Annotated in this window: 14 protein-coding genes; 3 read left to right on the top strand and 11 right to left on the bottom strand. The window is 64.8% G+C overall.

Annotated features, from left to right (window positions below; all coding sequences use genetic code 11):
• Positions 1-9: 9 nt before the first annotated feature.
• The 9 genes from M2332_RS04940 to M2332_RS04900 form a co-directional block, all read right to left on the bottom strand.
• On the bottom strand, positions 10-654 hold the full coding sequence (locus M2332_RS04940) for a GntR family transcriptional regulator (protein WP_220128545.1): 645 nt from the start codon (positions 652-654) through the stop codon (positions 10-12).
• A 94-nt stretch (positions 655-748) separates the two neighbouring features.
• Positions 749-1,855 (bottom strand): zinc-dependent alcohol dehydrogenase, encoded by a 1,107-nt coding sequence (locus M2332_RS04935; RefSeq protein WP_264573198.1) that lies wholly within the window; start codon positions 1,853-1,855, stop codon positions 749-751.
• 38 nt (positions 1,856-1,893) lie between these two features.
• Positions 1,894-2,754 (bottom strand): amidohydrolase family protein, encoded by an 861-nt coding sequence (locus tag M2332_RS04930; RefSeq protein WP_264573197.1) that lies wholly within the window; start codon positions 2,752-2,754, stop codon positions 1,894-1,896.
• Positions 2,755-2,940: 186 nt separating this feature from the next.
• Complete coding sequence (locus tag M2332_RS04925) at positions 2,941-4,110, bottom strand: WD40/YVTN/BNR-like repeat-containing protein (protein ID WP_264573196.1); 1,170 nt, start codon at positions 4,108-4,110, stop codon at positions 2,941-2,943.
• 55 nt (positions 4,111-4,165) lie between these two features.
• On the bottom strand, positions 4,166-4,972 hold the full coding sequence (locus M2332_RS04920; protein WP_264573195.1) for an amidohydrolase family protein: 807 nt from the start codon (positions 4,970-4,972) through the stop codon (positions 4,166-4,168).
• An 80-nt stretch (positions 4,973-5,052) separates the two neighbouring features.
• Positions 5,053-6,459 carry an MFS transporter gene (locus M2332_RS04915; protein ID WP_264573194.1) on the bottom strand — a complete coding sequence of 469 codons (1,407 nt, stop codon included), beginning with the start codon at positions 6,457-6,459 and terminating at the stop codon, positions 5,053-5,055.
• Between the two features lie 30 nt (positions 6,460-6,489).
• Complete coding sequence (locus tag M2332_RS04910) at positions 6,490-6,693, bottom strand: hypothetical protein (RefSeq protein WP_264573193.1); 204 nt, start codon at positions 6,691-6,693, stop codon at positions 6,490-6,492.
• A gap of 18 nt (positions 6,694-6,711) precedes the next feature.
• Complete coding sequence (locus M2332_RS04905; protein ID WP_264573192.1) at positions 6,712-7,161, bottom strand: hypothetical protein; 450 nt, start codon at positions 7,159-7,161, stop codon at positions 6,712-6,714.
• 37 nt (positions 7,162-7,198) lie between these two features.
• The gene (locus M2332_RS04900) at positions 7,199-8,434 is read right to left on the bottom strand and encodes an acyl-CoA dehydrogenase family protein (protein ID WP_264573191.1); all 1,236 of its coding nucleotides are present in this window, start codon (positions 8,432-8,434) and stop codon (positions 7,199-7,201) included.
• A 198-nt stretch (positions 8,435-8,632) separates the two neighbouring features.
• On the opposite strand from M2332_RS04900, the gene M2332_RS04895 reads away from it, so the two are divergent.
• Entirely contained in the window at positions 8,633-9,625 is a 993-nt protein-coding gene (locus M2332_RS04895) for a protocatechuate 3,4-dioxygenase (RefSeq protein ID WP_264573190.1), read from the top strand.
• Between the two features lie 36 nt (positions 9,626-9,661).
• Here M2332_RS04895 and M2332_RS04890 read toward each other — a convergent pair whose 3' ends face one another.
• The gene (locus tag M2332_RS04890; protein ID WP_264573189.1) at positions 9,662-10,255 is read right to left on the bottom strand and encodes a hypothetical protein; all 594 of its coding nucleotides are present in this window, start codon (positions 10,253-10,255) and stop codon (positions 9,662-9,664) included.
• Between the two features lie 54 nt (positions 10,256-10,309).
• The gene (locus tag M2332_RS04885) at positions 10,310-10,603 is read right to left on the bottom strand and encodes a hypothetical protein (protein ID WP_181560119.1); all 294 of its coding nucleotides are present in this window, start codon (positions 10,601-10,603) and stop codon (positions 10,310-10,312) included.
• A 135-nt stretch (positions 10,604-10,738) separates the two neighbouring features.
• Between M2332_RS04885 and M2332_RS04880 the strand changes: the two genes are divergently transcribed.
• Positions 10,739-12,001, top strand: coding sequence for an aromatic ring-hydroxylating dioxygenase subunit alpha (locus M2332_RS04880; protein ID WP_264573188.1), 1,263 nt, complete (start codon positions 10,739-10,741; stop codon positions 11,999-12,001).
• Entirely contained in the window at positions 12,001-12,291 is a 291-nt protein-coding gene (locus M2332_RS04875) for a YciI family protein (RefSeq protein ID WP_264573187.1), read from the top strand. Before M2332_RS04880 ends, M2332_RS04875 begins: the two co-directional genes overlap by 1 nt.
• The last annotated feature ends 9 nt before the right edge of the window (positions 12,292-12,300 follow it).

Here is a 12,300-nt window from a genome sequence, read left to right as displayed (position 1 = left end):
CGATTGGCCCTAGCGGCCGTGCTGGAAGACCTGCTCCAGCGCACCTTCGATCTTGGCGCGGGCCTGCATATAATCGGCGAGCAGCGCGTCACGGTCCCGCGCGGCAAGGGCGTCGATCAGCTTGCGCTCGGGGCTCTCGCCCATCGTGCGCGGCATGAGCGAGCGATAGCGGTCGGTCAGCCGCCAGAGCCGGGTCGCTTCGCGCAGCAGGATGCGCTCGGGTGATAAAGCGAAGAGGGCGAGACGCAGATTTTCCAGCGCCAGCGCCCAATTGGTGAAATCGCTCACCTGATCCATGGCATCCAGCGCATCGAACTGGCGGCGGAATTCGGCGATCTGTGCGTCCGTGGGCCAGACCGCCGTGGCGAGCAACTCGGCTTCAAGCCAGCGGCGCAGCTTGTAGAGCTGGCGGGCTTCCTCCAGCTCCAGCGGGGCCACGAAATAGCCCCTGTTATGGTCGTGGCGCAGGAAGCCTTCTGCCGCCAGCAGCTTGAGCGCCTCGCGAATGGGCACCTTGCTGCGCCCGAACCGGTCGGCAAGCTGGGTCTGCCCGAGATGTTCGCCCGGCAGCAACGTGCCCCGCACGATCAGCGCCCGCAGTTCATCCGCCACCACATTGGGCAGGGAGTCCCCCATGTCGATCTGCGTGGCCAAATATGTGCTCCTTGCGGCTGGTGGCAGTGCGCCATGGAAGAGGATTTTGGCGAGCGAGGCAATAGGCAGGGGCGGGAGGCAGCGGGGGCTGCGATCAACTCTTGTGCGGGGAGACGGTGACGTGAATTGCGCCCTCGATCCCGCGCCCGGCGGTGGCGAGGATCGCCTCATGCACCTGCTCCAGCGGGAAATCGTGGCTGCACAGCTTTTCGGCCGGCCACTTGCCGCTGGCGAGAATGTCGAGCGCCATCTGCACCGCGCGATAGCTGTGGCCTCGCGGTGCGCGCACGGTGAGGTAGCGCTTCTTGATCTCGCCCAGCGGCACCGAAGCGCTAAGGCCATTGAGGCTGAGCCAGGCGCCCTTGGCGGACAGAGCCACCGCCTGCTCGGCGATCTTGCCATCGGGATCGCCGGTGGTATCCACCACCACATCCACGCCCATGCCGCCGGTCGCCCGCATGACCACCGCTGCAAGATCCTCCTGCTGCACGTCCACGGCGATGTCGGCGCCGAGGCTGAGCGAGAGGTCCAGCCGGGCCCGGTCGCGCGTCATGCCGGCGATGATGACGGTGAGCGCACCCCCCTGCTTGGCGGCGAGCGCGCAACTCAGGCCCTGTTGCCCGGGGCCGAAGACCAGCACGGTCTTGCCCAGTCCCGCACCGCCATCCAGCACCGCCCATTGCACGCCATTGCCGAGCGGCACGGCCAGTGTCGCCAGCCGGGCATCCATGTCCGCCGGGATCTTGTGGATGACAGCATTGGGCGCGAGGTACATATATTCCGAGAAACCACCCCACAGATGCGGCGGAATGTCCGCATTGCAGGTGCCGTAGCGCAGGGTGTTGAACCGATCCTTCACGTTGAAGAAGTCGGCCTCCATGCACAGGCGGAAATCGCCCTGGCGACACCAGTGGCAATGCCAGCAGGGGAGATACTCGTGCAGGGCGATGCGGTCGCCGGCGCGCAGGCCCCAGCGCTGCGCCGCAGCGTCGCCGATGCGGGCCACGGTGCCGACATTCTCATGGCCCATGATGCAGGGCGCCGTGTTCTCACGCCGGTACATTTCGGGGTCACTGCCGCCGACGCCCGAGGCCTCGACTTTCAGCAGCCCGTCATTGTCGCCGAGGGGCGGGAACGGAAATTCTCTGATTTCAGATCGTTCGATATCGACCTTCACGGCAGCACGAGACACGGACTCCATCATTCCCCTCCAATTCTCGTCGCGAAGGCCCGTTGCGCTCAGGCCTTGCCCCAGCTCTTGCCGTAAACGCGCATCGCCGTTCCGCCCAGGATCATCTCCTGCTGCGCGGCCGTGAGATTGCGTACCGCTGCGCGACCAAGTGCGGCCATATAATCATAGCTGCCGGGCGATTGGGTGATGTCCGATCCCCAGATCATCCGCTCCGCGCCGAACAGATCGCATACGCGCTCGATGACGGGGCAGGGGTCGATCCCCGCCTTGTCCAGCCGTCCCAGCGGAATGGTCGTGAACTTGACGACGACATTGTCGAACTGCGCGATCGACCGCAGCCGATCATCAATGCCATGGTCCGGGCCGCCGGCATCGCTCTGAATGGAACTGAGATGGTCGATGACGACCGTCAGGCCGGGCACCTCGCGCAATATCCGCTCCAGATGCGCCAGCCCTATTTCTCGGTTCCACGGGAAGAAATGGACGCAGACCGGCACGTCGAGCGTGGCGGCGGCTTGCCAGGCGTCGCGCGCCACCGGGCTATCCAGCCAGCCGATGTCCGAGCCCTTGATGAGTTCCATCAGCCGAATGCCGACGGCGCCATGCTCGCCGACCCAATATCGCACGGCCTCCCCACAATCGGCCTGCGTGGCGTCGATAGAGCAGACGGCGGCGAAGCGTTGCGGATAGCGCGCGGCGCTGTCGCAGACATAGCGACTGTCGAACCCGTAGATGGACCCACGCTGCACGAGCACGGCCCGCTCGACGCCGGACTTGTCCATCTCCTCCAGCAGCGTCTCGGCCGTCATGAGGTTGTCGAACGCCATTGGGGGCAGCAGACCGCCCGGCGGTGCCGGCGGGTAGGTGGTCTTGTCATCGGAGACAAGATGGGCGTGGCAGTCGATCATGAGCGAAATTGCACCCGTCAGTGAGACGAGGGACCGGCGCCGTGCGCCGCCGCATCCTGATCAGGCCGCCGCATCCGAGCGCGTTCGACAATGCGCAAAGCCGACGATTGAAGCCTGTCCAAGACCATTCCCCCCCTTGAAAGCCGCCAGCGGGTCTGTCGCCCGCTGACGATCGACCGTTCTTGCTCAGGCGAACGCGTTGAGCGCGCGCAGCTTTTCTTCATAAGCCGCGCGTTCGTCAGGCGGCAGGAAGTGGCGGAAGTGCGGCCCCTTGGACATCGCCGGAAGCCCGTCGGCCATGCGCTGCCAGCTCTGGGCCTCGTCGCGGCTTGCGTAGAGCTCCCCGCAGGCAGAGCCGGCGAAGAGCTCCACCCCGCCCTCGGCAGAATCGTGCATCGCCGCGACTTCCAGATTGCCGGCGATCGGATCGGCCATGCCGACCATGCTGGTCTGCCACGTCTTGCCATGGTCCGTGCTGACCATGAACTTGGGATAGGCCGTGCCTTCCGCGCCCCAATTGGGATTGGGGTTCATGCCGGCGCCGACCATGAACATCAATTCCTTGCGCGGATGCACGAAGAGCGGGTCCGGATAGGCGCAGGGGTGGCTGGTGTCGGTGAGGCGCTCCCAGGTCTCGCCGCGGTCGGCCGTATGATACAGGCCGATGCCGGTGGTGAGGAAGATTTCGGCGGCGTTGTCGCGGTAGAAGGTCACGCGGTGCTGGTCACGGCGGAACTTGTCGTCCGGGCGCTCCATGGAGTTGAGCGACGTCCAGCTTTCCCCGCCATCTTCAGTGCGCAGCAGGTCGCCCTGTTCCACGCAGATATAGATCGTGTCCGGTTCGGACGGATGCGCGGCGATATGCTTCACATGGGGCTGGGAGCGAGGGAAAAACCAGTGCTCGGTGCCCTCGACCTGCGTGCAGCCGGGATAAGCGGTCCAGCTCTGCCCCAGATCGAAGCTGCGGTAGAACATCACCGGCTCGGTACCGACATTGAGGATCGTCCGGTCGCCATCATGCTGCACGAGCAGGCTGTAGACATGGCCGGATTGCAGGCCGTTGTTGCGCGCTTCCCAGCTCTTGCCGTGGTCAGAACTGACCATCAGGCCGCCCTCATAATGCAGGCCGGCGAACAGCATGTCCGTCACCTCGTCATGGACGAGCGCGCTGACATGATGGCCGGGGAGCAGCATATCGGGCTGCCGGGTCCATGGCGCATTGAGATTGTCTCGGCGAAAATCCACCACGCCGTCCGCGGTGGCGATCAGCATCCGGTTTGCGGCGCTTTGACTGGCGGAGCTCGTCTTTCCGTTCGCGGAAATGCAGATGATCGTGGATTTGGCAGCCTCTGCCATGGGATGTGCTCCAGCAATAGAATATATCGTTTTGTATAACAATCTATTCCAGTCTTCAAGCCTTGCGCTGGAAGAATATTCTGCCGGCATTGCCGCCGAAGATTGCCGCGACGCTGGCGGGGCGGTGCTGCTCGAACACATCGCGCGTCCAGCCGAGCGCATTGGCATAGCCCTCGCGCGAGGAGACGACGGGGAAGTCGCTGCCCCACATCAGCCGGTCTGGCCCGAAGGCATCGAGCAGCTCGATCAGCGGTGCGCCGCCCGCCGGGTCGAGCACAGGCCCGGATGCAGGCAGAGGCTGACCGACGGGTCGGGCAATCAACTGCCCCAGCGCGGGGATCTTGACCGTGATATTGGGGAAGCGCGCGAGCGCGAGCAGTGCCGTCCAGGTCTCGGGCTTACGGTCGCAGTCGGGTCTGACCCATCCCGCCAGATGCTCCAGCACGATGGGCAAGGTCGGGACGCTGCCGACGAGATCGGCGAACGCGGCGGATGCAAACTGGGCGCTCGGCCCGCCGCAACTGATGACAAGGCCGTGCCGCTCCGCAGCCCGCCAGATGGCGAGCGGGTCGTCACCGGCGCTGCGGGCATCGGGCCGCAGGCGTAGGCCGGCCGCACCGTCATCCGCCAGCATCCCAAGTTGGTGCACCGCGTCAGGCGCAGCCGGATCGATGGCGCCGACGCTGACGAAGCGATCCGGATAGCGCGCAATGCAATCGCGCTGATAGCGATTGTCGAATTGTCCCAGGATCTGCGTCAGCACCGCCTGCGCGACATTGTGGCGGTCCATCTGGAAGAGCAGGGTTTCGACCGGCTCGAACCACAGGGGCGAGACGTGGCAATGGGCGTCAATCAGGAGCACGGCATATCCTCACAGGCTGTCATCGCCGGGGGTTGGCCGATATCGTTAGCGTAAAATGTTAGGCGATTCTAGCCGTCGGCTTAGTCCTCATCCCGCACGGCGAGCTGGCTCAAATGGCGCGGGATGCGCCGGCGCATGAGCAGGGTCGCGACGAGCCCGATCAGCGCCACGGCCAGCATGGCGCCCCGATACTCCATCAGCCCCGGCTCTGGATGGCCGGCAAATTGCGTCAGGAGGCCGAGCAGCAGCGCCGTGAGCGAGACCGCCAGCGCCGCGAACAATTGCATGGAAATGCTGGCCAGAACATTGCCCTGCGTCATCGTATCGGCATCGAGGCTGACATAGGTCAGCGAGGTCATGCCGGTGAACAGCACGGAGCGGGCCAGCCCGGCGACGAGCAGCGCCACGAAGATCAGGGCAGCCAGCCAGGGGCCTTGATCGGCCAGGGCAACCACGGCGATCGCGGCCAGCCCTGCAAAGCTTGAGAGCATTACCGGCCCCGAGAAGCCGAAGCGGTCGAACAGGGGGCGAATGAACAGCTTGGCCAGCAGGTCGCCGCCATTGAGCGCCATGAGCATGACGCCGGCCAGAATGGGCGTGAAGCCATAGGCCATCTGGAACATGAGCGGCAGGCCGAAGAGCATCGCGCGCGCCGGGATGCGGACGATGGCGCCCGCGCCGATCACCGTCGTCCGGAAGCTCGAGTCCTTGAGGGCATCAAGCTTCAGCACCGGGTCCGGATGGGTGCGAATATGCTTCAGTCCGGCAAGGCACAGGACCGTGCCGACCGCGAGCAATATCCAGGGCAAGGGACGGCCGACGCCGCTGGCCAGCCGGTCGAACCCGGTGAGCAGGCAGACGAGCGATCCGCCGAGCAGCGCGGCGCCGACCATGTCCAGTCGTCTAGAGGCATCGGGCGCGCTGGCCGGGATGGTGCGCCATGCCGCGAGCAGCAGAGCAACGGTGACGGGGATGTTCAGCAGGAAAATGAACTCCCAGCGGGCATATTGCACGATGAATCCGCCAATCGAGGGACCGAGCGTCGGCGCGATGAGCATGGGCATCGCCACGATCGCCATGGCATCCACCAGCTCTTCCTTGCTCGTTTGCCGCAACAGCAGCAGCCGGGCGACGGGGGTCATCAGCGAGGCCGTCGCCCCCTGCAGGGCGCGCGCGGCAATGAACGGCCAGAAGGAGGGGGCGGCGGCACAGCAGATCGAGAAGAAGGCAAAGCCGGCCGTTGCGATCATGAACACGGTCTTCGGGCCGAAGCGCTCGGCCGCCCACCCGCTGATCGGCAGCAGCGCGATCTGCATGGTGAGGTAGATGGTGATCGCGAGGCTTAGCTCGATGGCAGGCAAGCCGAAGTCTGCGGAAATCTGCGGGATCGCGACAGCCAGCACGGACGCATCGAGCTGGACCATGAACATGGCGGTCGACGCGATGAGGATCGCGCCGCGACTCTTCAGGGACAGAAACCGCTTCAAGCCAGGTCTGTCCGCTCGCGCAGTGGCCGGCTAGCCGACGGCGTCTTCGTCTGTTTCTTGCGGAATGAACTCATGGGGGCGTTGCCGTGCGGCGGCCTTTCGGCTGAGGAACAGGGTGATCAATATGCCCATAATGCCGAAGAGCGCGCCGACCATCTCAAAATTCGTCATTTCGAGCGGATTGAGACTCATCATGTCGACTTGGCCGTCGAGTTTGAAGCTGAAGTTCGCCATTGGCCTGTCGATCCTTGCTTAAAGTGCCCGCATCAGCCGGGACGGCCGCTTCCAAATCGGCTGCGGCGCAGTCTTCGCCTTGAGCAGCGGCAGAAAGTAGTTGGCGTAAGCCGCGAGCAAGATGAGGTGCATGACCAGATTGCGCGTCACCGAGAGTTGGATGTGGGGCAGGGGCACCCACGGCACATTGGTCAGGAAGATCATCAGCGTCACCGGCATCAGAAGCGTCAGCGCAAGCGGCACGAAGCGATTGAGCAGCAGGCAGGCGCCGGCGGTCAGCTCGATGATCTTGGCATAGGTGAACAGATTGAGATCGGTGGCGGCGAGCACGAATTCATTGCCGGCCGCCGCGCCCATCTTGGGCTGGGGCCAGAAGAGAATGAAATAGTTGAGGCCGGAAACGAGGTTGAAGCCGCCGAGATAATAGCGGCAGAAGACGACACCGTATTTTTCGATCACGCTCCTCATGCGCGTCCTCCCCTGACTTCCGTCCGCCCCTCGTGTCTCACTTCCCCTTGGGAATGGCGAAGGCCCCCGCCTTGAGTCCGGCGGCGGCGCGGCCATAGCCGGTCATGGCCCGGTCCCAAGTGAAGGCGAAGTGCTGCGCGCCGGAGTTCATGTCGCGGAACAGCCGTTGCATGGCGCTGCCATCATAGATGGCGCTGCCGCCCGATGCCTCGAAGATCCGGTTCGCGGCATGGCGCGCGCGCTGCACGCCCCACGCCCAGTTGCGCGAGATTTGCGCGCCCAGAAGCGGCGTGATTTCCGCGGGGTCGCGGGCCTCATCCACCATGCGGGCATCCTCCAGGATCAGCGCCAGGGCAGCGTCGACCTCGGCGCCAATCTCCGCGATGCGGGCGAAGGTGGCGGATTGCTCGGCGACTTCCAGCGGATCGGCACCGTCCAGGCGCTTGCCGATATCTGCCGCAAAGCGCTGCACCATGCCCCGCGCCATGCCGAGCGGCGCGCCCACGATGGAGAAGGGCGCGATGTTGGAGAAGGGCATGCGGTAGACCGCACCCTCATGCACGCGCGCACCTGGGGTGGAACCGGCCAGCATGTCGGCCAGGCTGCAACTGCGATGGGCGGGGATGAAGGCGCTGTCGATCTTGATCGAGCGGCTGCCCGTCGCGCGCATACCCATGGTGAACCAGTCGTCGACGATTTCGATCTCGGACTTGGGCAGGACGAAGAAGCGCGGCTCCATGCGGCCATCCGCCTTCTTCACGGCATTGCCGATGATCACCCAGCTCGCATAATCGATGCCGGAGCAGAAGCGCCCGGCGCCGCCTGTCAGCCGGTAGCCGCCATTTTCCTCCACGACCTCGCCACCGAGGCGGAAGACGGTGCCGATGAGTGTGGTGGGATCGTCCATCACCTCGCGCTGCGCCTGCTCGGGGAAGAGGTTGATGAGCCAGCTATGCCCGGCCAGTACGCCGAAAATCCAGGCCGCCGAGCCAGACATAGTGCCGATCTCTGCCGTGACACGCACGAGATCGGCAAAGCCCAGCTCCGATCCGCCAAGGTTGCGCGGCATGACGATGCCGAACAGGCCCGTCTGGCGGATGGCATCGACCACATGCGGGGAGAGGCGTCGGGCGCTCTCCGACTCGGCATCCGCCGCCGCGATCTGCGGGAGCAGCGCCCGAATGCGCGCAATCGCATCCGCACTGGATTCGACGACCGGGTAACGGCCCGCAATATCCAACGTCGCAACGTCCGCGCTTGCTTGGCTCGCCATGTTCGTCATCCTTCCTCCATTGCGTTCATCTTCGGGGCGTCCGTCGGCTCATTGAGCGCCGCAGCCCCTTCTGCCCGCGATTGACCCGCGATGCAGGATTGTTATACAAATAGGTATCCGATAATGGAGCGGACATCAACACCCCACGGTGCCCGTCCGTGCAACGACCGCAAAAGAACATCGGCAGGAGAGCAGAGCATGGCAGAAATCGTCCTTGGTATCGGCACGAGCCATGGCCCGATGCTGGTCACCGAAACCGAGAGCTGGGGCCTGCGCGTGCCCGCCGACAAGGCCAACAAGCATGCGTGGAAGGGCGGCACCTGGACCTTCGATGAGCTGGTGGAAGCAAGGGCCGGGGAGCGGCTCGGCGAGCAGACCGTAAAACGCGTGTGGGACGAGCGGCAGGCGCGCTGCCAGCAGAATATCGAGGCGTTAGCCGACCTGTTCGAGGAGGCGCGGGTGGACGTGGCCGTGATCGTCGGCAACGATCAGGACGAGATCTTTCGCAAGACGCTCAACCCTGCCTTCGCGGTGCATTATGGCGACACGATCACCAATTACGAGTTTACGCCGGAGCGGCTGAGCGAACTGCCGCCGGGCATCGCCCCATCGCTCAAGGGTTATATTCCCGCTGGCGGCGCGGATTATCCGGGCTGCCCGGATTTGGCGCTCAAGATCATCGAGCAGGCAATGGCGGATGAGTTCGACGTCGCCGCGATGTCTGCCATGCCCCGCCCGGAGGCGCCCCACGCCTGGGGGTTTGTCTATCGCCGCATCATGCGCGACCGGCCCTGCCCGAGCGTGATGGTGACGGTGAACACCTTCTTCCCACCCAACCAGCCGAGCGTGCGGCGCTGCTACAAGTTCGGCCAGTCCCTGCTGGAAGCGATCCGCGGTTGGGACAGCGACAAGCGCGTCGCGCTCATCGCCAGTGGCGGTCTGACCCATTTCGTCATTGACGAAACGGTGGACAAGACGTTTCTCAACGCACTGGAAAGCAAGAATTTCGATCCGGTCTTCAACATGGGGGAAGAGACGTTCCGCGACGGCACGTCCGAGATGAAGAACTGGGTGCCGGTAGCCGGCGCGATGGCGCAGCTTGGGCTGGAGGGCCATGTGCTCGATTATGTGCCCTGCTATCGCAGCGAGGCCGGGACGGGCAATGCGATGGGGTTCGTTTACTGGAAGTAATCCCGGGCGAGGGCGGCAGGCGCCGCCCGCCTAGCCTCAGTGCGTCCAGTCGAGCGTCAGGCTCTGGAAATGCCAGCGCAATTGCGCTGGCGTCGCGCCCTCCACATCATTGACCCGCCGCAGCACGGCTTCGCCTTCCATGCGCACCGGTCGCCCATCGCGATCCTTGCCGGTGATCGCGACGGGGGCCGTGTAGTAGCTGGAGCCCGCCGCGCCCTCCATCGTGCCGTCCGGCATTGCGACCATGATATCGGAGAGGTCGGCAAAGAGCGCCGCGAACGCGCTCTTACTCCACTTTTCCTTGTCCGCCGGCGCGAGCAACGCCCAGGCCTGATCGAACGCGCGCTGCTCGATCGCGCGCGCGAAGGAGATCAGCACGTTGCGCGCGCCTTTCACGGTGCGTTCCGCTTCCGGTGTCAGCATCGGCGGGGTGAAGTCGGGCGCGGCGGCGCGGTTGCTGGCCGCACCTGCTTCGTCGGCGGCCGGAGGCTCGGTTGGACCTTCCGCGTTGATCGCTGCCGGACTGGCCGCGTTGGACGGATCGATGGTCTGATTTTCGCCCGTCGGCGCACCGCCGCAGGCAGCGAGCGAGAAGGCGGGAATCAGCAGAATGAGTTTAGCGCTGTTCATGGCCAAAGAACCCGCAAGGCCAGCTGGCCGTTCCCGGCCTGGCGGTGCGGCGTCCTACCGCAGCAACGCCTCGCGCAGCACTTCCGCCGCCTCGCGCGGGCGATCTTCCATGCCGACCAGATCATGGGCGCGGTGGACCAGATCGCGCAGATGATGAAGCTGCTCGGAATCATAATGCGTGTCGCCGCCGGCCTTGAGGGCGATGTCGATCAGCCGCCAGAGTTCGTCCAGCTCGCTCTCGCGATAGATGCATTGTTCGGCGCCACTGCTGCGCTGTAGCCGGTCGGCCAGCGTCTGGATCGTCAGGTCCGAGAAGTTCTCCACCGGCAGAATATCGTCCAGGTCCACGCAGTATCTCCAGCTCAGTGCGGCGGCTGCTCCGCCTTATCGGGCCGGCGCGCATGCCGGCAACTTTTGGGTAGTGACTTTTCGGGCGAGCCACGATATTTATATCTTATTGTCTAACAATGTCAGGTGCGTCAAATGCTCTCTCACGAAGATAACGAGCTGCTTTGCAGGATCGGTCCCGGCACGCCGATGGGCGAGTTGATGCGCCGCTTCTGGATGCCGGCCCTGCTGACTCAGGAGTTGCAGGCAGACGGCAAGCCGGTGCGCATCAAGCTGCTCGGCGAAGAGCTGGTCGCCTTCATGGATAGCGAGGGGCGGATCGGCCTGCTGGATGAGCATTGCCCGCATCGCGGCAGCTCGCTGGCGCTGGGCGTGAACGGTGAGTGCGGCCTGCGCTGCCTGTTCCATGGCTGGAAGTTCGATGTGACCGGTCAGTGCGTGGACACGCCGGCCGAGCCGGAAAATTCCAAGCTGGCCAAGGCAATGCGGGTCAAGGCCTATCCCACGCGCGTCGCGGGCGGCATGGTGTGGACCTATATGGGGCCGAAGGAGAAGGAGCCGGTCTTCCCGCACTTCCCCTGGTTCGATATGCCGCCGGGCAGCTGCGAGGCCTTCAAGGTCATCTACGAGTGCAACTACGCGCAAGCGCTGGAAGGCGCGGTCGACAGCTCGCATGCGGGCATCCTGCACCGCGACAGCGCCTGGGATCAGCCGGCGAAATGGCCGCACGAGAAGGATCTGCGGCCCAAGCTCGAGATCGAATATACCCGCTACGGCATGCGCTATTGCGCCGTCCGCAACGATGGCGAGCAGAAGCAGGGCCGCATGACGCAGGTGCCGCTGCCCTTCTACACCTTCATTCCGCCCGATGGCCCCAAGGCGCCGGAATTCCGCCGCAATCGCCGGCTGGTCAATGCCTTCGTGCCGCGTGACGACTACACGACCTGGCACATCCAGTTCTTCTACGATCCCGGCCAGACCATTGACCGCGAGCACCGCATGGGCGAAGCGAACACGCCGTATGACGAACAGTTCTTCAAGACCAACGGCATGTCGGTCTGGTACAATCAGGACCGTGAGATGATGCGGACGCAGAACATGTCCGGCATCATCGGCGTGGCGCTGCAGGATCATGCCGTGAGCGAGACGATGGGCAAGATCGCCGACCGCTCGAAAGAGCATCTCGGGCGCTCGGACATGGCTGTCGTGGCGTTCCGGCGCATGATGCTGAAGGCGGCGCGGCGGCTGGCGGAGACCGGAGAGATGCCCGAGGCTGATCAGGGGCAGTTCGACTGGGGCCAGATTACGGCCGAGACGTTTAACTTCGAGCCGACGCAGAAGTGGCAGGACATCCAGCCGCTCGGCGATGATCTCCAGCCGGTGGGCGCAGCAGCCTGATGGCGCATTTTCTGGTCGAGTATCGCGAGCTTGGCGCCGCCGAGCTTCGCGAGGCCAAGCGGCCTGAGCATATCGCCTATCGCAAGGGGTTCGGGTCAGCCATGCCGCTGACCGGCCCCCTGCTGGACGAGGATGAACGCCCCATCGGTAGCGTCGTCATCATCGAGGCTGCCGATCTCGACGCGGCGCAGGCGGCGGCGCAGGCTGATCCCTATGTCGCAGCAGGCGTGCTGGAGCTGGTCTCGGTCCGGCGGTTCCGGATTGCCGCGATGAAGCCGCCTACGGCCTAGCCGGCGACA

This window comes from Sphingobium sp. B11D3A, assembly GCF_025961695.1.
Taxonomy (GTDB): domain Bacteria; phylum Pseudomonadota; class Alphaproteobacteria; order Sphingomonadales; family Sphingomonadaceae; genus Sphingobium.
Note: the sequence above shows the minus strand (reverse complement) of the source record. Positions and strands in the feature narration are given on the sequence as shown.

What these genes read in the sequence shown, in the direction of transcription:
- M2332_RS04875 (WP_264573187.1), top strand. Translation starts at nt 12,001, where the DNA reads ATGGCGCATTTTCTGGTCGAGTATCGCGAGCTTGGCGCCGCCGAGCTT.
- M2332_RS04890 (WP_264573189.1), bottom strand. Translation starts at nt 10,255, where the DNA reads ATGAACAGCGCTAAACTCATTCTGCTGATTCCCGCCTTCTCGCTCGCT.
- M2332_RS04905 (WP_264573192.1), bottom strand. Translation starts at nt 7,161, where the DNA reads ATGAGGAGCGTGATCGAAAAATACGGTGTCGTCTTCTGCCGCTATTAT.
- M2332_RS04935 (WP_264573198.1), bottom strand. Translation starts at nt 1,855, where the DNA reads ATGGAGTCCGTGTCTCGTGCTGCCGTGAAGGTCGATATCGAACGATCT.
- M2332_RS04895 (WP_264573190.1), top strand. Translation starts at nt 8,633, where the DNA reads ATGGCAGAAATCGTCCTTGGTATCGGCACGAGCCATGGCCCGATGCTG.
- M2332_RS04925 (WP_264573196.1), bottom strand. Translation starts at nt 4,110, where the DNA reads ATGGCAGAGGCTGCCAAATCCACGATCATCTGCATTTCCGCGAACGGA.
- M2332_RS04910 (WP_264573193.1), bottom strand. Translation starts at nt 6,693, where the DNA reads ATGGCGAACTTCAGCTTCAAACTCGACGGCCAAGTCGACATGATGAGT.
- M2332_RS04930 (WP_264573197.1), bottom strand. Translation starts at nt 2,754, where the DNA reads ATGATCGACTGCCACGCCCATCTTGTCTCCGATGACAAGACCACCTAC.
- M2332_RS04880 (WP_264573188.1), top strand. Translation starts at nt 10,739, where the DNA reads ATGCTCTCTCACGAAGATAACGAGCTGCTTTGCAGGATCGGTCCCGGC.
- M2332_RS04900 (WP_264573191.1), bottom strand. Translation starts at nt 8,434, where the DNA reads ATGGCGAGCCAAGCAAGCGCGGACGTTGCGACGTTGGATATTGCGGGC.